The sequence below is a fragment of the Streptomyces sp. NPDC005303 genome, assembly GCF_040607335.1.
Lineage (GTDB): Bacteria > Actinomycetota > Actinomycetes > Streptomycetales > Streptomycetaceae > Streptomyces.
In genome coordinates, this window is record NZ_JBEXGM010000021.1 from 115,273 (window position 1) to 132,922 (window position 17,650).

18 protein-coding genes are annotated in these 17,650 nt (G+C 69.7%); 10 read left to right on the forward strand and 8 right to left on the reverse strand.

The annotated features are described in order from the left end of the window. The first annotated feature begins 99 nt into the window (after nucleotides 1-99). Nucleotides 100-1,503 carry an NCS2 family permease gene (locus ABZT93_RS26665; RefSeq protein WP_356109149.1) on the forward strand — a complete coding sequence of 468 codons (1,404 nt, stop codon included), beginning with the start codon at nucleotides 100-102 and terminating at the stop codon, nucleotides 1,501-1,503. Nucleotides 1,504-1,516: 13 nt separating this feature from the next. Here the strand turns inward: ABZT93_RS26665 and ABZT93_RS26670 are convergent, their stop codons facing one another. From ABZT93_RS26670 to ABZT93_RS26680, 3 genes are all read right to left on the reverse strand, one after another. Then, nucleotides 1,517-2,968, reverse strand: coding sequence for a penicillin-binding transpeptidase domain-containing protein (locus tag ABZT93_RS26670; RefSeq protein WP_356109152.1), 1,452 nt, complete (start codon nucleotides 2,966-2,968; stop codon nucleotides 1,517-1,519). 79 nt (nucleotides 2,969-3,047) lie between these two features. Then, complete coding sequence (locus ABZT93_RS26675) at nucleotides 3,048-3,518, reverse strand: GNAT family N-acetyltransferase (RefSeq protein WP_356109155.1); 471 nt, start codon at nucleotides 3,516-3,518, stop codon at nucleotides 3,048-3,050. A 3-nt stretch (nucleotides 3,519-3,521) separates the two neighbouring features. Further along, complete coding sequence (locus tag ABZT93_RS26680) at nucleotides 3,522-4,295, reverse strand: IclR family transcriptional regulator (RefSeq protein WP_356109157.1); 774 nt, start codon at nucleotides 4,293-4,295, stop codon at nucleotides 3,522-3,524. A gap of 129 nt (nucleotides 4,296-4,424) precedes the next feature. Here ABZT93_RS26680 and ABZT93_RS26685 point away from each other — a divergent pair, with 129 nt between their 5' ends. The 6 genes from ABZT93_RS26685 to ABZT93_RS26710 all read left to right on the forward strand — a co-directional run bounded on the left by ABZT93_RS26685 (nucleotide 4,425) and on the right by ABZT93_RS26710 (nucleotide 10,279). Continuing rightward, a complete protein-coding gene (locus ABZT93_RS26685; protein WP_356109160.1) occupies nucleotides 4,425-5,954 on the forward strand; it encodes an aldehyde dehydrogenase (NADP(+)) in 1,530 nt (509 codons plus the stop codon). Between the two features lie 45 nt (nucleotides 5,955-5,999). Then, complete coding sequence (locus ABZT93_RS26690; RefSeq protein WP_356109163.1) at nucleotides 6,000-6,608, forward strand: DUF1349 domain-containing protein; 609 nt, start codon at nucleotides 6,000-6,002, stop codon at nucleotides 6,606-6,608. An 89-nt stretch (nucleotides 6,609-6,697) separates the two neighbouring features. Continuing rightward, nucleotides 6,698-7,423 (forward strand): DsbA family oxidoreductase, encoded by a 726-nt coding sequence (locus tag ABZT93_RS26695; RefSeq protein WP_356109165.1) that lies wholly within the window; start codon nucleotides 6,698-6,700, stop codon nucleotides 7,421-7,423. 98 nt (nucleotides 7,424-7,521) lie between these two features. Then, nucleotides 7,522-8,574, forward strand: a complete 1,053-nt coding sequence (locus tag ABZT93_RS26700; RefSeq protein WP_356109168.1) for an aminotransferase class V-fold PLP-dependent enzyme — start codon at nucleotides 7,522-7,524, stop codon at nucleotides 8,572-8,574. Between the two features lie 57 nt (nucleotides 8,575-8,631). After that, nucleotides 8,632-9,240 (forward strand): sigma-70 family RNA polymerase sigma factor, encoded by a 609-nt coding sequence (locus ABZT93_RS26705; protein WP_356109171.1) that lies wholly within the window; start codon nucleotides 8,632-8,634, stop codon nucleotides 9,238-9,240. A 34-nt stretch (nucleotides 9,241-9,274) separates the two neighbouring features. Beyond that, the gene (locus ABZT93_RS26710; protein WP_356109173.1) at nucleotides 9,275-10,279 is read left to right on the forward strand and encodes a maleylpyruvate isomerase family mycothiol-dependent enzyme; all 1,005 of its coding nucleotides are present in this window, start codon (nucleotides 9,275-9,277) and stop codon (nucleotides 10,277-10,279) included. A 16-nt stretch (nucleotides 10,280-10,295) separates the two neighbouring features. Here ABZT93_RS26710 and thpD read toward each other — a convergent pair whose 3' ends face one another. The 5 genes from thpD to ABZT93_RS26735 all read right to left on the reverse strand — a co-directional run bounded on the left by thpD (nucleotide 10,296) and on the right by ABZT93_RS26735 (nucleotide 14,911). Beyond that, nucleotides 10,296-11,192, reverse strand: a complete 897-nt coding sequence (gene thpD, locus ABZT93_RS26715; RefSeq protein WP_356109176.1) for an ectoine hydroxylase — start codon at nucleotides 11,190-11,192, stop codon at nucleotides 10,296-10,298. 4 nt (nucleotides 11,193-11,196) lie between these two features. Continuing rightward, nucleotides 11,197-11,601: an ectoine synthase gene (locus ABZT93_RS26720; protein ID WP_007381148.1), complete on the reverse strand. Its 405-nt coding sequence runs from the start codon at nucleotides 11,599-11,601 to the stop codon at nucleotides 11,197-11,199. Between the two features lie 44 nt (nucleotides 11,602-11,645). Continuing rightward, entirely contained in the window at nucleotides 11,646-12,917 is a 1,272-nt protein-coding gene (gene ectB, locus ABZT93_RS26725) for a diaminobutyrate--2-oxoglutarate transaminase (protein ID WP_356109179.1), read from the reverse strand. Nucleotides 12,918-12,946: 29 nt separating this feature from the next. Continuing rightward, nucleotides 12,947-13,474: a diaminobutyrate acetyltransferase gene (gene ectA / locus ABZT93_RS26730; protein ID WP_356109181.1), complete on the reverse strand. Its 528-nt coding sequence runs from the start codon at nucleotides 13,472-13,474 to the stop codon at nucleotides 12,947-12,949. Between the two features lie 306 nt (nucleotides 13,475-13,780). Continuing rightward, nucleotides 13,781-14,911: an aminotransferase class V-fold PLP-dependent enzyme gene (locus ABZT93_RS26735; protein WP_356109184.1), complete on the reverse strand. Its 1,131-nt coding sequence runs from the start codon at nucleotides 14,909-14,911 to the stop codon at nucleotides 13,781-13,783. 175 nt (nucleotides 14,912-15,086) lie between these two features. Between ABZT93_RS26735 and ABZT93_RS26740 the strand changes: the two genes are divergently transcribed. From ABZT93_RS26740 to ABZT93_RS26750, 3 genes are read left to right on the forward strand one after another with little or no spacing between them, the layout of a single operon-like run. Further along, complete coding sequence (locus tag ABZT93_RS26740; protein WP_356109187.1) at nucleotides 15,087-15,938, forward strand: transporter substrate-binding domain-containing protein; 852 nt, start codon at nucleotides 15,087-15,089, stop codon at nucleotides 15,936-15,938. Continuing rightward, nucleotides 15,935-16,768, forward strand: a complete 834-nt coding sequence (locus tag ABZT93_RS26745) for an amino acid ABC transporter permease (protein WP_356109190.1) — start codon at nucleotides 15,935-15,937, stop codon at nucleotides 16,766-16,768. The genes ABZT93_RS26740 and ABZT93_RS26745 overlap by 4 nt, the downstream gene beginning before the upstream one ends. Then, nucleotides 16,765-17,583 carry an amino acid ABC transporter ATP-binding protein gene (locus ABZT93_RS26750; RefSeq protein WP_356109192.1) on the forward strand — a complete coding sequence of 273 codons (819 nt, stop codon included), beginning with the start codon at nucleotides 16,765-16,767 and terminating at the stop codon, nucleotides 17,581-17,583. Before ABZT93_RS26745 ends, ABZT93_RS26750 begins: the two co-directional genes overlap by 4 nt. Nucleotides 17,584-17,650: the final 67 nt, after the last annotated feature.

Consider the following 17,650-nt stretch of genomic DNA (forward strand, 5'->3'; position numbering starts at 1 on the left):
CCGAATCCGTAACACGGGTGAGACCTGAAGCGCGTTCAACGCAGGAACAATCCAGCCAGCATCCGCACACGATCATTCAGGCACCAGGGAGCAGCGAGCATGTCCGTCGACCGGTACTTCAGGATCTCCGAACGGGGATCCACCTTCGCCCGTGAGATACGCGGCGGCTTCGCCACGTTCTTCACGATGGCCTACATCCTTGTCCTGAATCCCATCATCCTGGGCAGCGCGAAGGACAAGTTCGGACACCAGCTGGACGCGGTGCAGCTGACCACGGCGACGGCTCTGGTAGCCGCGGTGATGACGATCATCATGGGCGTGGGCGGCAACCTGCCCCTCGCGCTCGCCGCCGGACTCGGGCTGAACGCGGTCGTCGCCTTCCAGATCGCCCCGCTGATGAGCTGGGACGACGCGATGGGCCTGGTCGTCCTGGAAGGGTTGCTCATCTGCGTGCTGGTGGTGACGGGTCTGCGAGAAGCCGTCATGCACGCCATCCCGCAACCGCTCAAGCAGGCGATCAGTGTCGGGATCGGACTCTTCATCGCGTTCATCGGCTTCGTGGACGCGGGATTCGTCAGCCGTATCCCCGACGCCGCGAACACCACCGTGCCCGTTCAGCTCGGCGGCACCGGCGCGCTCACCGGCTGGCCCATCCTCGTCTTCTGTCTCGGAGTGCTGCTGACGATCGGGCTGCTCGCGCGCAAGGTCAAGGGCGCGATTCTGATCAGCATCGTGACCATGACGGTCCTCGCGATGATCATCAACTCGATCGCCGACATCAAGACCTGGGGGCTCACCACACCGGCCTGGCCCGACAAGATCGTCGACACCCCCGACTTCGGCCTGATCGGCCACTTCAGCCTGTTCGGCTCCTTCAGCGCGCCCGGCGTCGGAATCGTCACGGTCGTCCTGCTGATCTTCACCCTGATCCTGTCCGACTTCTTCGACACGATGGGCACGGTCGTCGGGATCAGCGCGGAGGCGGGGCTCCTCGACGAGGAGGGCAAGGTGCCCAACCTCGGCCGGGTGCTGCTGATCGACGGGGCGGCGGCGGTGGCCGGCGGTGCCGCGTCGGCCTCTTCCGCCACGTCGTACATCGAGTCGGCGGCCGGCGTCGGTGAGGGCTCGCGCACCGGGTTCTCGAACCTGATCACCGGCGGGATGTTCGGCCTGGCGCTGTTCCTGACCCCCCTGCTGACCATCGTCCCGCTCCAGGCCGCCGCCCCCGCCCTGGTCGCCGTGGGCTTCCTGATGATGACGCAGGTCAAGCACATCGACTGGGACCGCTACGACATCGCCATCCCGGCGTTCCTGACCATCGCCGTGATGCCCTTCACCTACTCGATCACCAACGGGATCGGGGCCGGGTTCCTGGCGTACGTCGTGATCAAGGTGGTGCTGGGCAAGGCCAGGGAGATCCACTGGCTCCTGTGGGCCGCCTCGGCGCTGTTCCTCGTGTACTTCGCCATCGACCCGATCGAGCAGCTGCTCGGCGCCAAGTAACCACCGGGAGGACTCAGTTCCTCAGGGCCGCCTCCATCATGGCCTTGGCCACGGGGGCGGCCAGCCCGTTGCCGCTCACCTCGGAGCGGGCCGCGTTCGACTGCTCCACGACCACCGCCACGGCGACCTCCTTCCCGCCGGCCTTTCCGTAGGACGTGAACCAGGCGTACGGCGTCTTGCTGTTGTTCTCGCCGTGCTGGGCGGTGCCCGTCTTGCCGCCCACGGTGACGCCGTCGATCCGGGCGTTGGTGCCGGTGCCGTCCTGGATCACCGACTGCATCGCCGACTGGAGCTGCTCGGCCGTGTCGGAGCTGACGATCCGGGTCGTGCTCGCCTCGTCGTCGTAGTTCTTCAGGACGTCGCCGCCATGGTCGGTGATCGTCGACACCATGTGGGGCGTCACCAGCTCGCCGCCGTTGGCTATGGCCGCGGAGACCATGGCCATCTGGAGCGGGGTGGCCGTGACGTCGTACTGGCCGATGCCGGTCAGGGCCGTGGACGACTTGTCCATGCCGGAGGGGTAGACGCTCTCGTAGGCCCGCACCGGGACGTCCTGCGACGAGTCGTTGAAGCCGAACTTCTCGGCCATCGCCCTCACCTTGTCCTGGCCGAGGTCGACGGCCATCTTCGCGAAGACGGTGTTGCAGGAATACTCCAGCGCGACCCGGATCGAGGCGTTCTCGCAGGGGGCCGAGGCGCTTTCGTTCCCCAGCGGGGTCACCGTGCCCGGCAGGGTGTACGGGTCCGGGCTGACGGTCTTCTCGTCCACCGAGGAGTACAGGCCGTCCTCCAGCGCGGCCGCGGCCACCACCAGCTTGAACGTCGAGCCCGGCGGCAGCGGCTGGCGCAGCGCGCGGTTGGTGAGCGGCTTGTCGGAGTCCGCGTTGAGCTGCTTCCAGGCCTTGCCCGCGGTGTTGGCGTCCGTCAGCGCGGACGGGTCGTACGACGGCGTCGACACGACCGCCAGGATCTTGCCGGTCTTCGGGTCGATCGCGACGGCGGCGCCCTTCTTGTCGCCGAGCGCGTCGTAGGCCGCCTTCTGCACGGTCGGGTCGATCGTCGTGATCACATCACCGGGCTCGGCCCGCTGGTTGGTGATCGTGTCCATGACGGTCTTCAGTCGACTGTCGGTGCCGTTGAGGAGGTCGGCGTAGATGCCCTCCAACTGGGTCGGGGCGTAAGCCTGCGAGGCGTAGCCCGTCACCGCCGCGTACAGCTTGCCGTTCGTATACGTCCGCTTGTACGCGAGGTCGCTGTCCGTCACCTTCTCGGAACCCGTGACCGCTTTTCCGGCCACGATGATGTTCCCGAGCGGCGAGGAGTACGTCTCGATCGCGTTCCGCCGGTTGTCGTTGTCGTCCGCGAGTGCCTGGCCGTCGTAGAACTGCACCCAGGTCGCTCGGATCAGCAGAGCGAACACCAGGAGCAGCGCGAAGACCGATGCGCGCCTGATCGTCTTGTTCATCCCACAGACAAGACGATCAGGCGGAAGCGAATCGTTCCCCTGCGGCTGCTTTTCTCATCGGACGTTCATCCGCGAGCTGTCACGCCTCCAGCGTGAGCACGAACTCGTCGATCTCCGCACCGCGCGCCTGGGCGTACCCGGAGGCCTGGGCGGTCACCCGGAAGCCGCACTTCTGGAGCACCCGCAGCGAGCCGGTGTTGTCCGCGGCCGCGCGGGCGTACAGGGGACGCTCGGGCACCTGGGCGACCAGTTCGCGCAGGGCCTCCGTGGCGATGCCGCGTCCCCAGTAGGCGCGGTCGATCCAGTACGTCACCTCGCGCTCGCCCGGCTCGCCGTACACCGCCGCGCTGCCCACCACGTCACCGTCCGCCAGGACCGTGCGGTGCACGGCGTCGGAGGCCCGGATCCGCCTCCAGTGGGCGTCGAAGGCGTCCCGGTCGGCCGGGTCCTTCGGGGTGAAGGCCGCCATGTGCAGGGCCTCTGGGTCGTTCATCTGCCGGAAGAAGACCGGCAGATCGCTGTCATGGACCTCACGGAGAACGATCTGCATGCCTCAGAGCCTACGGGTGGCCAGTGTCAGCCGGTCCCGCGCGTCGAACAGCGCGTCCTTCACCAGCTGTTCGTGCGCCGGGGTCAGCCGCGCCACCGGCACCGAGCAGCTGATCGCGTCCCGCGCGGGCGTGCGGTACGGGATCGCGACGCCGAAGCAGCGCAGCCCCAGCGTGTTCTCCTCGCGGTCCACGGAGAAGCCCTGCTCCCGGATCTGGTGCAGCTCCTCGATGAGCTTCTCGCGGTCGGTGATGGTGTGCTCGGTGAGCGCCGGCAGGGTCTCCGGCAGCATCTTGCGGACCTGTTCGTCGGAGTACGTGCTCAGCAGCGCCTTGCCGAGGGAGGTGGAGTGCGCCGGGAGGCGGCGGCCGACCCGGGTGAAGGGCCGCAGGTAGTGCTGCGACTGCCGGGTGGCCAGGTAGACGACGTTCGTGCCGTCCAGACGCGCCAGGTGGATGGTCTCGGTGGTGTCGTCGGAGAGCCGGTCCAGGGTCGGCCGGGCCGCCGCGACCACCTCGTCGCCGTCGATGTACGAGGTGCCGACGAGCAGCGCCCGCACCCCGATGCCGTACCGCGTGCCCGTCGCGTCGGTCTCCACCCAGCCCAGCTCGACGAGCGTGCGCAGCAACATGTAGAGGCTGGACTTGGGGTATCCGACGGCCTCCTGCACGACCGCCAGGGAATGCATGCCGGGGCGCCCGGCGAAGTATTCGAGCAGTTCAACCGTCCGTACCGCGGACTTGACCTGTGACCCGCCGCCCGTCTCGCCTGCCGACATCGCCCTTGACCCCTTTGTTGGACGAGAACCAGAGTTATAGTCTCCAACAGCATATTCACCATCAGAGACAGCGTTCAGCATATCGAACGTTCCTGGTGGATGACCCAGATACACGTGGAGGGACCCGCGGTGGCAGCAGCACCAGTCTGGAGTGTCGACCCCCGAACCGGGAAGCAGCGCGAACAGGTTGCGGTGGAGGCCACAGCCCAGGAGGTGGACGCCGCCGTCCGCGCCGCGTACGACGCCCGAGCCTCCCTCGCCGACCGCACCGTCCGCGCGGCCTTCCTGCGCACCGCGGCCACCAAGCTCGAGGAGTCCAAGGAGCACCTCGTCGAGGCCGCGGACGCCGAGACCGCGCTCGGCCCGGTCCGGCTGACCGGCGAGCTCGCCCGCACCTGCTACCAGCTGCGGGCCTTCGCGGACATCGTCGACGAGGGCGAGTTCCTCGGCGTGGTGATCAACCACCCCGACGACACCGCGACCCCGCCGATCCCGGACCTGCGCCGCTACAAGGTGCCGCTGGGTGTCGTCGCCGTGTACTCGGCCTCCAACTTCCCCTTCGCCTTCTCGGTCGCCGGCGGCGACACCGCGAGCGCCCTCGCGGCCGGCAACCCGGTCGTCGTCAAGGCCCACCCCGACCACCCGGGCTTGTCCGAGCTGGTCGCGTCCGTGCTGCGCCGGGCCGCCGACGAGCACGGCATCCCCGCGGGCGTGCTCGGCCTCGTCCACGGCTTCGAGGCCGGCATCGAGCTGATCAAGCACCCGCTGGTCGCCGCCGCGGGCTTCACCGGTTCCGTGAAGGGCGGCCGCGCCCTGTTCGACGCGGCGGCCGCCCGTCCGGTGCCGATCCCCTTCCACGGCGAGCTGGGCTCCCTGAACCCCGTCGTGATCACGGAGGAGGCCGCTGCCGAGCGCGCGGAGGCCATCGGCGCCGGACTCGCGGGCTCCATGACCCTCGGCGTCGGCCAGTTCTGCGTGAAGCCGGGCCTGGTCCTCGTGCCGTCCGGCGCGGCGGGCGACGGCCTCGTGAAGTCGCTGACCGACGCGGTCAGCGACACCGACGCGGGCGTCCTCCTCGACCACCGCATGCGGGACAACTTCGTCGCCGGAGTCGCCGAGCGCGCGCAGCTTCCCGAGGTCGAGTCGCCGGTCACGCCCGGCGCGGGCGGCGAGCACACGGTCAGCCCGGGCTTCCTCACGGTGGCGGCGGAGAAGCTGACCACCGAGGGCGCGTACGACCTGCTCCTGGAGGAGTGCTTCGGCCCGGTGACCGTGGTGGTCCGCTACGACGACGACGAGCAGGCCCGGACCGTGCTGTCCCGGCTGCCCGGCAACCTCACGGCGACGGTCCACCTGTCCGAGGGGGAGGCCGCAGGCCAAGGACGCGGCGCGGAGATCCTCGCGGAGCTGACCCCCCTCGCCGGCCGTGTCCTGGTGAACGGCTGGCCGACGGGCGTGGCCGTGGCCCCGGCCCAGCAGCACGGCGGTCCGTACCCGGCGACGACCTCCACGTCGACGTCGGTGGGCGGCACGGCGATCGAGCGCTGGCTGCGGCCGGTGGCGTACCAGAACGCGCCGGAGGCCCTGCTGCCGCCGGAGCTGAGGGACGACAACCCGCTGGGTCTGCCCCGCCGCTTCAACAACCGTCTCGAGCGCTAGGCACCCGACGCTCGCACGCGGAGAGGGAACTGGAAAACTCTGAGGATGGACGTCGAACTCCCCGAACTGCCCTTCCCTCTCCGCACCTACGGCCCCGACGGGCACTGGCTCCACGAGGACGGCATCCTCTCCGGCTGGGCCGGCCCCCGGCAGGACCGTTTCGTGCCGCCCACCGGGGAGTCCCTGGACCCCGCCGCCGACGCACCGCGCCTCCTCGGCGCCCCCGAGGGCGACTTCCAGCTGATAGCCCGGGTCACGGTGGGCTTCAACGGCTCGTTCGACGCGGGGGTCCTGTACGTCCATGTCGGCGAGCGGGCCTGGGCCAAGCTCTGCCTGGAGAACTCCCCGACCGTGCCCACCGTCTGCACGGTCGTCACCCGGGGACACTCCGACGACTGCAACTCCTTCACCGTGGACGGCAGTTCGGTGTGGCTGCGGGTCAGCCGCACCGGCCGGGCCTTCGCCTTCCACGCCTCCCGCGACGGCAAGCACTGGATATTCGTCCGCCTGTTCACCCTGGGTGACGAGAAGGAGACCGGCGCGGCCCTGGTCGGTTTCATGGCGCAGTCGCCGATGGGGGAGGGCTGTGTGGTGACGTACGACCACATCGAGTTCAGGCCCGACTGGCCGGCGGATCTGCGGGACGGAAGCTGAGCGCTCCTGGAATGGAACGCGCTGCTTGAACGTTCATCCAACCGGCGGAGGGAGTCTCCGCATCCGTCCGACCTGGAGAGAGCCGAACCATGCGCGTCGAGATCTGGAGCGACATCGCCTGCCCCTGGTGCTACGTGGGCAAGGCCCGCTTCGAGAAGGCGCTGGAGGCCTTCCCGCACCGTGACGGCGTCGAGGTGGTCCACCGGTCGTTCGAGCTGGACCCGGGGCGCGACAAGAGCGACGTGCAGCCCGTCCTCGCCATGCTCAGCAAGAAGTACGGCATGAGCGAGGCCCAGGCCCAGGCCGGCGAGGAGAACCTCGGTGCCCAGGCCGCCGCCGAGGGCCTGGCCTACCGGACCCGTGACCGCGACCACGGCAACACCTTCGACCTGCACCGCCTCCTCCACCTCGCGAAGGAGCAGGGCAGGCAGGACGAGCTCGTCCAGATCTTCTACCGGGCCAACTTCGCCGAGGAGAGGTCCCTGTTCACCGAGGGCGACGAGCGCCTTGTCGAGCTCGCCGTGGAGGCCGGCCTGGACGCCGACGAGGTCCGCAGGGTCCTCGCCGACCCCACCGCCTACGCCGACGAGGTCCGCGCCGACGAGCGCGAGGCCGCCGAGCTCGGCGCGAACGGCGTCCCCTTCTTCGTCCTGGACCGCAAGTACGGCGTCTCCGGCGCCCAGCCCGCCGAGGTCTTCACCCAGGCCCTCACCCAGGCCTGGGGCAACCGCTCCCCGCTGCAGCTGATCGACCAGAGCGACCCCGGCGCGGAGGCGTGCGGTCCCGACGGGTGCGCCGTACCCCAGCACGGCTGACAAACGCGCAGGTCGGCGCGGACGTATAAGCGTTCCTTGGCGGAATCACGTAGAAATTCGCAATGGACCGAGAGGTCTCCCGGCCCCACAGTGGAGTCATGGAGACCTTCGAGAGCCTCGTCCGCGCCGAGTTCGCCCCGAAGAACACCTTCCTCAACACCGCGAGCAGCGGCCTGCTCCCCGCCCGCACCGTGACCGCCCTCCAGGAGGCCGCGCTGATCCGCGCCGAGGGCAGGCCGCTGGATCCGCTGTTCCAGGACGTGGAGGCGGCCCGCGCCTCGTTCGCGAGGCTCGCCGGCGTCCCGGTCGCCCGGGTCGCGGCGGGCGCGTCCGTGTCCACGCACTCGGGCCTGGTCGCCGCCTCGCTGCCGCCGGGCGCCGAAGTCCTCACCGCCGAGGACGACTTCACCTCGGTCGTGAACCCCTTCCACACCCGCGGCGACCTCAAGGTGCGCATGGTGCCGCTGGAGCGGCTCGCCGACTCCGTCCGCCCCGGCACCGCCCTCGTCGCGGTCAGCGCCGCCCAGTCCGCCGACGGCCGGATCGCCGACCTGCCCGCCCTGCGAGAGGCGGCCAGGGCGCACGGAACCCGTACCTACGTCGACTTCTCGCAGGCCGCGGGCTGGCTCCCGGTGGACGCGCGGTCGTACGACTACACCGTCTCCACCACCTTCAAGTGGCTGCTCGGCCCGCACGGCGCGGCCTTCCTCGCCGTGCCGGAGGACTTCGGCGACCTGAAGCCGGTGCTCGCCGGCTGGGTCGCGGGCGAGGTCCCCTGGGACAGCTGCTACGGCCCCGTCGCCGAACTGGCCCACTCCGCCCGGCGGTTCGACATCAGCCCGGCCCTGTTCACCTACGCGGGCACCCGGCGCTCCCTCGAACTCCTGGAGGAGCTCGGGGTGGACGCGGTGCGCACCCACGACCTCGCGCTCGCCGACCGCTTCCGTGCCGGACTCGCCCGTCTCGGCCACGCACCCCTGCCGGCCCCCGGCTCGCCGATCGTGTCCGTGCCCGGACTCGGCGGGCGGCAGCCCGAGCTGAGCGCGGCGGGCATCGAGGTGTCCAACCGTGCGGGCAACCTGCGCGCCTCCTTCCACCTGTACAACACGGCCGCGGATGTCGACCGGCTTCTGGACGCCCTGTCTCACTGAACCGCTGGCGCCGCGCCGCCCGGGACGCTAGGAAGTGCACCAAGGGGTGGTGGTGCCGTGGAGTCCACGGACGGAACGACGTCCGTACAGCAACCCGCAGACGCGGAGCTGCACCGACGGCTGGTGTACGGCGACGAGTCCGCGCTGGCCGAGGCGTACGGGATGTACGGCGGGCTGGTGCGGGCGGTCGCCATGCGCGTGACCGGCAGCCGGGCCTCCGCCGACGACGTCGCGCAGGAGGTCTTCGCGCAGCTGTGGAGCAGGCCGTACGCCTTCGACGCGCGAAGGGGCAGCCTGCGCACCTGGCTGTCGCTGCTGGCCCACCGGCGGGCCGTGGACTGGGTGCGCGGCGAGGCCCGGCACCGCAAGGACGCCCGCGCCGACGACCTGGCGCTGCACGGCATCCCGGACGCCTCGCCCGGCCCCGCCGAGGCGGTCGTCGACCGGGAGCGCTCCCACCTGTTGCACACCGCCCTCGCCGAACTCCCGCAGCCACAACGGGAGGTGGTGCACCTCGCCTACTTCGCTGGGCGCACCTACCGGCAGGCCGCCGTCGAGCTCGGCATCCCCGAGGGCACCGCGAAGACCCGGCTGCGCACCGCGCTGCGCACCCTGGCGGAGACTTTGGCCGACCCACCCGACCCGGCGTGGGAAGAGGGCGCATGATGGCGGCAGGGGAACACGGGGAAGGGGGCGAGCGGTGACCGATCACGACGACGTGCGCGACCTGCTGGCCGCCTGGGCCTTCGGCGCCCTGGAACCGGCCGAGGAGCGGCTGGTCCCACCGCACCTGGCCGAGTGCGAGACCTGCGCCGCGGACGCGGAACGGCTGTACGCGACCGTACGACTGCTGGACGGGCCGCCGCTCGACGAGTCGCCGTCCCCCCTCGACCTCGACGACCTCCTGACCGGCGCCCGCCGCGCCCGTCCCGCCCCGCCCCCCGTGGCCCGGCACGCCGCGCCCTACGCGGCCGCAGTCGCCGGGGTGAGGGCGCTGCTGCCCGAGCTGGCGGGGCGCTGGACGACGCCGGTCGTGCACGACTGGGACGTGCACGCCACCGTCGCCCATCTGCTCGCCGCCGACGAGCACCTGGCCCTGCGGCTCGGGATCGGCGCCCGGGTGCCGGGCGCGCGGATCGACGAGGACGCCGACTGGGCGGACGCCTGGGAGCGGCGCACCGCCGAGGTGATCGCCCACGAGTACGGCCGTACGCCCGGGGAGACCGTCGCCGACTGGGCCGTGCAGGCGGCCGAACTGCTCGGCACCCCGCACGCCCTCGACCCCGAACTCGCCTCCGGGACCACGCTGTTGATGGGCATCCGGCTGCCCGTCACCGAGCACTTCCTGGTGCGCGCCTTCGAGACGTGGATCCACACCGACGACATCGGCCGCGCGCTGGGCCTGGTCGTACCGCCGCCCCCCGAGGAGCACCTGGGACGGCTCGTCAGGCTGGCCGTCCGCATCCTCGGCGGGGTTCTCGGGACCGAGGCGCCGCCCGTGCTGTTCGCGGTCAGGGGCGGCGAGGAGTGGGTGCTCGGTTCGCAGAGCGCCCCCGTGGCCGCCGAACTCACCCTGGACGCCGTGGACTTCTGCCTGCTCGTCGGCGGCCGGTACGCACCGGACGCCGTGCCCCGGGAAACGACGGGCGACGCGGCCGCCGTACGGAACGTACTGGAGCGGGCCGCGTCGCTGTCGTGGCTGTGAGGATCAGCTCACCGGGTCACTTCACCGGCGTGAAGTCCCTCGCGCCGATGAACTCGGGGCGCCGGATCGGGGCCGCGAACGGCTCCACGGCCTGGTTCTCCACGCTGTTGAACACGATGAACACGTTGCTGCGCGGGAACGGCGTGATGTTGTCGCCGGAACCGTGCATGGCGTTGCAGTCGAACCAGGTCGCCGAACCGGCCTTGCCGGTGAACAGCTTGATGCCGTACTCCGACGCCATCGCCGTCAGCGCCTCGTCCGACGGCGTACCCGCGTCCTGCATCTGCAGCGACTGCTTGTAGTTGTCCTTCGGGGTGGCGCCCGCGCACCCGAGGAACGTGCGGTGGGACCCCGGCATGATCATGAGGCCGCCGTTGGTGTCGTAGTTCTCGGTCAGCGCGATCGAGACGGACACCGTGCGCATGTTGGGCAGGCCGTCCTCGGCGTGCCAGGTCTCGAAGTCGGAGTGCCAGTAGAAGCCGCTGGCCCCGAAACCGGGCTTGACGTTGATCCGCGACTGGTGGACGTAGACGTCCGAGCCGAGGATCTGCCGGGCCCGGCCGACGACCCGCTCGTCGCGCACCAGATTCGCGAACACCTCGCTGATCTTGTGCACCTCGAAGACCGAGCGGATCTCCTTGGACTTCGGCTCGATGATCGAGCGCTCGTCCGCGCGGATCTCCGGGTCGGTGACGAGCCGCTCCAACTCGCGCTGGTAGACGGGGACTTCGTCGGGGCCGATGAGCTGGTCGACGGCGAGGAAGCCATCGCGCTCGAATGTCTCCAGCTCGCCCGTGGCGATCGGTCCCGGCGCGCCGGGCGCCGACCAGACGACCGGGTCCTTGCGAGGGATCGACACCTCGGTGGCGCCGCGGCTGGGGTAGAGATCGGTGACGGTGGTCATGGTGGTCATGCGGTCACACCTCCTCGGGTTCGGTGAGCAGCGGGTAGACGCCGTTCTCGTCGTGGTCCTCCCGGCCGGTCACGGGCGGGTTGAACACACAGATGCAGCGGAAGTCCTCCTTGACCCGCAGTGTGTGCCGCTCGTGACCGTCCAGGAGGTACATGGTCCCCGGCGTGATCGAGTGCGTCTGCCCGCTCTCGTGGTCGGTCAGCTCGGCCTCGCCCTCGACGCAGACGACGGCCTCGATGTGGTTCGCGTACCACATCGACGTCTCCGTACCCGCGTACAGGATCGTCTCGTGCAGCGAGAAGCCGACCCGCTCCTTGGCGAGCACGATGCGTTTGCTCTCCCAGGTGCCGGACGCGGCCTTCACATGCCGGTCGGTGCCTTCGATGTCCTTGAACGAACGGACGATCACGGTGCTGCGATGCCTCCTACGTAGACGATGGCTGGGTTGGTGGTTCAGGCGGTTTCCCGGACGGCACGGGCGAGGATGCTCAGCCCCTCGTCCAGTTCCTCGGGGGTGATCGTGAGTGCCGGAAGCAGCTTCACGACCTCGCTCTCGGGGCCCGACGTCTCGATGAGCAGGCCGAGTTCGAAGGCGCGGTGCGCCACTCGTCCGGCGCGCTCCTTGTCGTGGAACTCCATGCCCCACACGAGCCCGCGCCCGCGGTACTCCTTCACGTCGGCCAGGTTCTCCTCGGTGATGGAGATGAGCCCCTGCTCGACCTGCTCGCCGCGCTGGCGGGTCTGCTTCTCCATCGCGGAACCGTCCGCCCAGTACTGCTCCAGGGTGGCGGTGGCCGTGACGAAGGCCGGGTTGTTGCCGCGGAAGGTGCCGTTGTGCTCGCCCGGCTCCCAGATGTCCAGCTCGGGCTTGAACAGGCACAGGGACATGGGAAGGCCGTAGCCGCTGATGGACTTGGAGACGGTGACGATGTCGGGCGTGATGCCCGCCTCCTCGAACGAGAAGAAGGCCCCCGTCCGTCCGCAGCCCATCTGGATGTCGTCGACGATGAGCAGCATGTCCTGCCGCTCGCACAGCGCGGCGAGCGCCTGCAGCCACTCCTTGCGGGCCACATTGATGCCGCCCTCGCCCTGCACGGTCTCCACGATCACGGCGGCCGGCTTGTTGAGTCCGGAGCCCTGGTCCTCCAGGAGCCGCTCGAACCACAGGAAGTCCTCGACCGTGCCGTCGAAGTAGTTGTCGAACGGCATCGGCGTGCCGTGCACCAGCGGGATACCGGCGCCGGCCCGCTTGAAGGCGTTGCCGGTGACGGCGAGGGAGCCGAGCGACATCCCGTGGAAGGCGTTGGTGAAGGACACGATGGCCTCGCGTCCCTTGACCTTCCGGGCCAGCTTGAGCGCCGACTCCACGGCGTTGGTCCCCGTCGGGCCCGGGAACATGACCTTGTACGGCAGGTCGCGCGGCCGCAGCACCAGGTCCTGGAAGGTCTGCAGGAAGGCGCGCTTGGCGGTGGTCGACATGTCGAGGCCGTGCGTGACGCCGTCGCGCTCCAGATAGTCGATCAACGCCCGTTTCAGCACGGGGTTGTTGTGGCCGTAGTTCAGTGAACCGGCGCCGGCGAAGAAGTCCAGGTACGCGTGGCCGTCCTCGTCGTACATGCGGCTGCCCTGCGCGCGGTCGAAGACGGTGGGCCAGCCTCGGCAGTAGCTGCGCACCTCGGACTCGACGGTCTCGAAGACGCTGAGGTCGGGCTGGGTGATGGTCACGACGAATCGCTCCTCGGGTGCGTGGGGGGTCAGGCGGAGGGAGTGGCGGAACCGGGGGAGAGGGGTCCGATCCGGTAGAGCACTTCGGGGTCGTGCGGCCCGTCGGGGAACAGGCTCGTGTCGAACAGCACCTCGCGCTCCAGGCGGGCGCCATGGCGTTCGGCGAACGCCGTGAACAGCCGCTCGGAGGCGGTGTTGCCCGGCGTGATCGTGGTCTCGACGGTGGCCGGCCCGCGTTCGGCGGCCAGCCGCGCGGTCAGTCCGTCGAGCAGGGCGGCGGCGAGCCCGCGGCCGCGGTACGCCGAGTCCACCGCCACCTGCCAGACGAGGAGGGTGCCAGGTCGGTCCGGGCGGACGTACCCGGTGACGAAGCCGATCGGCTCCCCTTGCTCGTTCCGTGCCACCGCCGACGTGGCGGCGAAGTCGCGGCACCACAGCAGATAGCTGTACGACGAGTTCAGGTCGAGGACCTCCGAGTCGCGGGCGATCCGCCACAGCGCGGCTCCGTCCGCGACCGTCGGCCGGTCGATTTGCAGGTCTGCTTGTGCGGCAGTCATGCGAATTGAATTTACCGAGGGAAATTCAAAATTGCATCGCCGAGTGGGGTTACGTACGGGCGCTTCGTGTGTTATCACGCGGGCGCGCGCCGACGCGCAAGAAGTGACTGTTATGTCTGATTACATCCAACAGATAAGGGGCAAATTGATCACCATGTGTAACGCGTCACAAGCATGTAACCGCCACGAGATCTCCCCGAATTCGACCGGTTCGCGTTCGCAGAATCTTTGCGTTTAGCCCGAGAGAAAGCGGGCAGAAGAATACGGGAAGCTATTCTCAGATAAACCCCGGAATTACTTCATGAATTATGCACCGGTACCGCGCGCATTCATTGTCCGGTTGAACGCCTCCTCGGCCGCCCGCAGCGCCCCCGCCACGTCCACTGCGAGCCCCCTCTCGCCCAGCGCGGCCCCCAGCGCCGCCAGGCTCGCCCGCACGGCCCCCCGCGTCGCGTCCACCCCGTAGTGGTTGACCCGGATCATCTCCTCGGCCGGCGCGCCCCCGCCCGCGGCCAGCGGCAGCACGGGGTCGGAGGACAGGGCCCGGGCGACGAGTTCCGACGCCGCCACGCCGGACGGCGAACGCAGCGTCGTGGCCACCGGAGCGGCCTCGTGGTCGGCGTGCACATACGGCTCCAGGCCCCCGCCCAGGGCCCGCGCCCCCGCCCGGGTCGCCGCCGCCGCGGCCCGGTGCCTGCCCATCACCGCATCGAGGCCGTCCGCCTCGATCCGCTCGACGCACGCCTCCAGGGCCAGCATCTCCAACTGCGCGGGAGCGTGCAGCAGGACCTTGCGGCCGCCGTCGATCCAGCGCTCCTTCCAGTCGAGCAGGGAGAGGTACGACCGGCGCGGGGCCTGCGGGTTCGCCGCCATCCGCGCCCACGCCCGCTCACTCACCGACACCGCCGACACACCTGCGGGCCCGCCCATCGCCTTCTGCGCCCCGATCACACACAGGTCCACACCCCACGCGTCCGGCAGCACCGGCTCGGCCCCCACGGAGGCGACCGCGTCCAGGTAGAGGAGGGCGCCGTGCCGCCGCACGACCTCCCCGATCCCCGCGACCGGGTTCGTGTTGCCGGTCGCCGCCTCCGCGTGCACCAGCGACACGAAGTCGATCGCCGGGTGCTCCTCGAACGCCGCCGCGATCCGCTCGGCCGTCACCGCCGTGTGGAACGGCACCGCCAGGTCGATCACCGTCGCACCGCAGTCCCGCAGCCAGTTCCCGAAGGTCTGCCCGTACGGACCGGTGATGACGTTCAGCGCGGTCGTGCCCGGACCCGCGGTCCCCCGGATCGCCCCCTCCAGCGGCAGCAGCGCCTCGCCCTGCATGATCACGACGTCCTGCTCGGTGCGCAGCAGCCGCGCCACACGGTCCTCGATCGAGGCGAACTGCGCCGCGCCGAGCGGTGCCAGGTCCAGGAAGGGGTGCGTCACGACGGTGCTCTCTTCGCTCTCTGGGGTAGACGTGAACGAGCGTAACCGTTCCCGATCAACCCCCTACGACCGGCGACTTCTTAGGCTGAACGGCCTCGCTGCCATCGGTTTGGTTTGAGAGACTCAAACCTTTCCTTATAATCGGAACCCATAGTTCCCTCACAGGAGGCCTCCCGTGAACACCCTCTCCGGGCGCCGGACCCGCGTCCTGGCCGCCACCACCGCGACGGCCGGGCTCCTGCTCGTCGCTGCCTGCACCTCAAGCGACGACGGCGGCAGCGGTTCGAAGACCGCCGCGGGCGGGGTCGAACTGGTCAAGGGCGGACAGCTCACCACCTGCACCCACCTGCCGTACCCGCCGTTCCAGTCGGAGATCGACGGTAAGTACCAGGGCTTCGACGTCTCGCTCATCGACCTGGTCGCCAAGGACCTGGGTGTGAAGCAGAAGATCATCGACACCCCCTTCGAGAACTTCAAGACCGGCGCCTTCCTCAACTCCGGCCAGTGCGACCTGGCCGCGGCCGGCATGACCATCACCGACGAGCGCAAGAAGAACGTCGACTTCTCGGACCCGTACTTCGACGCCACCCAGGCCCTCCTGGTCGCCAAGGGCAGCGGGATCTCCTCGCTCGCCGACGCCAAGGCGAAGAAGGTGAAGCTCGGCGCCCAGGCCCAGACCACGGGCGAGGACTACGTCAGGGCGCAGGGCTTCGACCCGGTCTCCTTCGAGTCCTCCGACGCCGTCCTCAACGGCCTGCGCTCCGGCCAGGTCAAGGCCGTCGTCATCGACTACCCGGTCGTCCAGGGCTGGCTCAAGGACAAGGCCAACTCCGACGCGTTCCAGGTCGCCGACAACATCAACACCGGTGAGCAGTACGGCTTCACGGTGAAGAAGGGCAACACCAAGCTGCGGGCCGCGATCAACAAGGCGCTCGCGGACGCCAAGGCCGACGGCACCTACAAGAAGCTCTACGAGAAGTGGATCGGCCCGTACGAGGCGTCGGTCGCCTCTCCCTCCGCCTCATGACCGCGGCGGGCACGCAACTCCAGCCCCGCAAAAAGGGCCTGACCCGACGTCAGAAGCGCAGCCTGTCCCGAGGCATCCAGTACGCCGTCTTCCTCGCCGCCGTGATCGCCTTCGCGGTCTCGGCGGACTGGGGGCGACTGAAGAACCAGTTCGCGCAGGCGGACATCGCCGACCAGATGTTCCCCGACGTCATCACGCTGGCGCTGAAGAACACCGTGCTCTACACGCTGTCCGGATTCGTCGTCGGGCTCGTCCTCGGCATGGTCATAGCGCTCATGCGGCTGTCCTCGGTGGGTCCGTACCGCTGGTTCGCCGGCGTCTACATCGAGATCTTCCGCGGCCTGCCCGCCCTGCTGATCTTCATCTTCATCGGCGTGGCCGTACCGCTCGCCTTCCCCGGCACGGAGATCATCGGCGGCACCTACGGCAAGGTCGCCCTCGCGCTCGGCCTGGTCGCGGCGGCCTACATGGCGGAGACGATCCGCGCGGGCATCCAGGCGGTGCCCAAGGGGCAGATGGAGGCGGCCCGTTCGCTGGGCTTCTCACCGGCCCGCGCGATGGTCTCGATCATCATCCCGCAGGCGTTCCGGATCATCCTCCCGCCGCTGACCAACGAACTCGTCCTGCTCTTCAAGGACTCCTCCCTGGTGCTGTTCCTCGGCGTCACCCTGGAGGAGCGCGAACTGTCCAAGTACGGCCGCGACCTGGCCAGTACGACGGCCAACTCCACGCCGATCCTCGTCGCCGGCCTGTGCTATCTGCTGGTGACGATCCCGCTCGGGTTCGTGGTCCGCCGTATGGAGGCCAAGGCCCAGGAGGCCGTGAAATGAGTGTTGAGGCCAGCCGGCCGGAGATCGAAGTACGCGGTCTGCACAAGTCGTTCGGCACCAACGAGGTCCTCAAGGGCATCGACCTCAGGATCGGCCAGGGCGAGGTCGTCTGTGTGATCGGCCCCTCGGGCTCGGGCAAGTCCACGCTGCTGCGCTGTGTGAACCTCCTGGAGGAGCCGACCAAGGGGCAGGTCTTCGTCGGCGGCACCGAACTCACCGACCCCGACGTCGACATCGACGCCGTACGCCGCCGTATCGGCATGGTCTTCCAGCAGTTCAACCTGTTCCCGCACCTCACGGTGACCGAGAACCTCACGCTGCCGCAGCGCAGGGTCCTCAGGCGGGGCAAGGCGGAGGCCGCGAAGGTGGCCGCCGAGAACCTGGAGCGGGTGGGCCTCGCCGAGAAGGCCGACGCCTATCCCGCCTCCCTCTCCGGCGGACAGCAGCAGCGCGTCGCGATCGCCCGGTCCCTGTCCATGGGCCCCGAGGTGATGCTCTTCGACGAGCCGACCTCGGCCCTCGACCCGGAGCTGGTGGGCGATGTGCTCGCGGTCATGCGGATGCTGGCCCAGGAGGGCATGACGATGATGGTCGTCACCCATGAGATGACCTTCGCCCGCGAGGTCGCCGACCGGGTCGTCTTCATGGACGCCGGGGTGATCGTCGAGGACGGCACCCCGGCCCAGGTCATCGGCGATCCGAGCCATGAGCGCACCCGCCACTTCCTCTCCCGGCTCCTCGACCCGGCGATGGCCGACGTGGAGGAGCGCGACGGGGGAGAGGACGCCGGAAAGAGCGCCGGAAAGGGCGCCTGACAGGGGACGTACACATCGAGTACGCGGCGGTGTCCGAGACGGCCCGCTGGACGATCCGGGGCGGGCA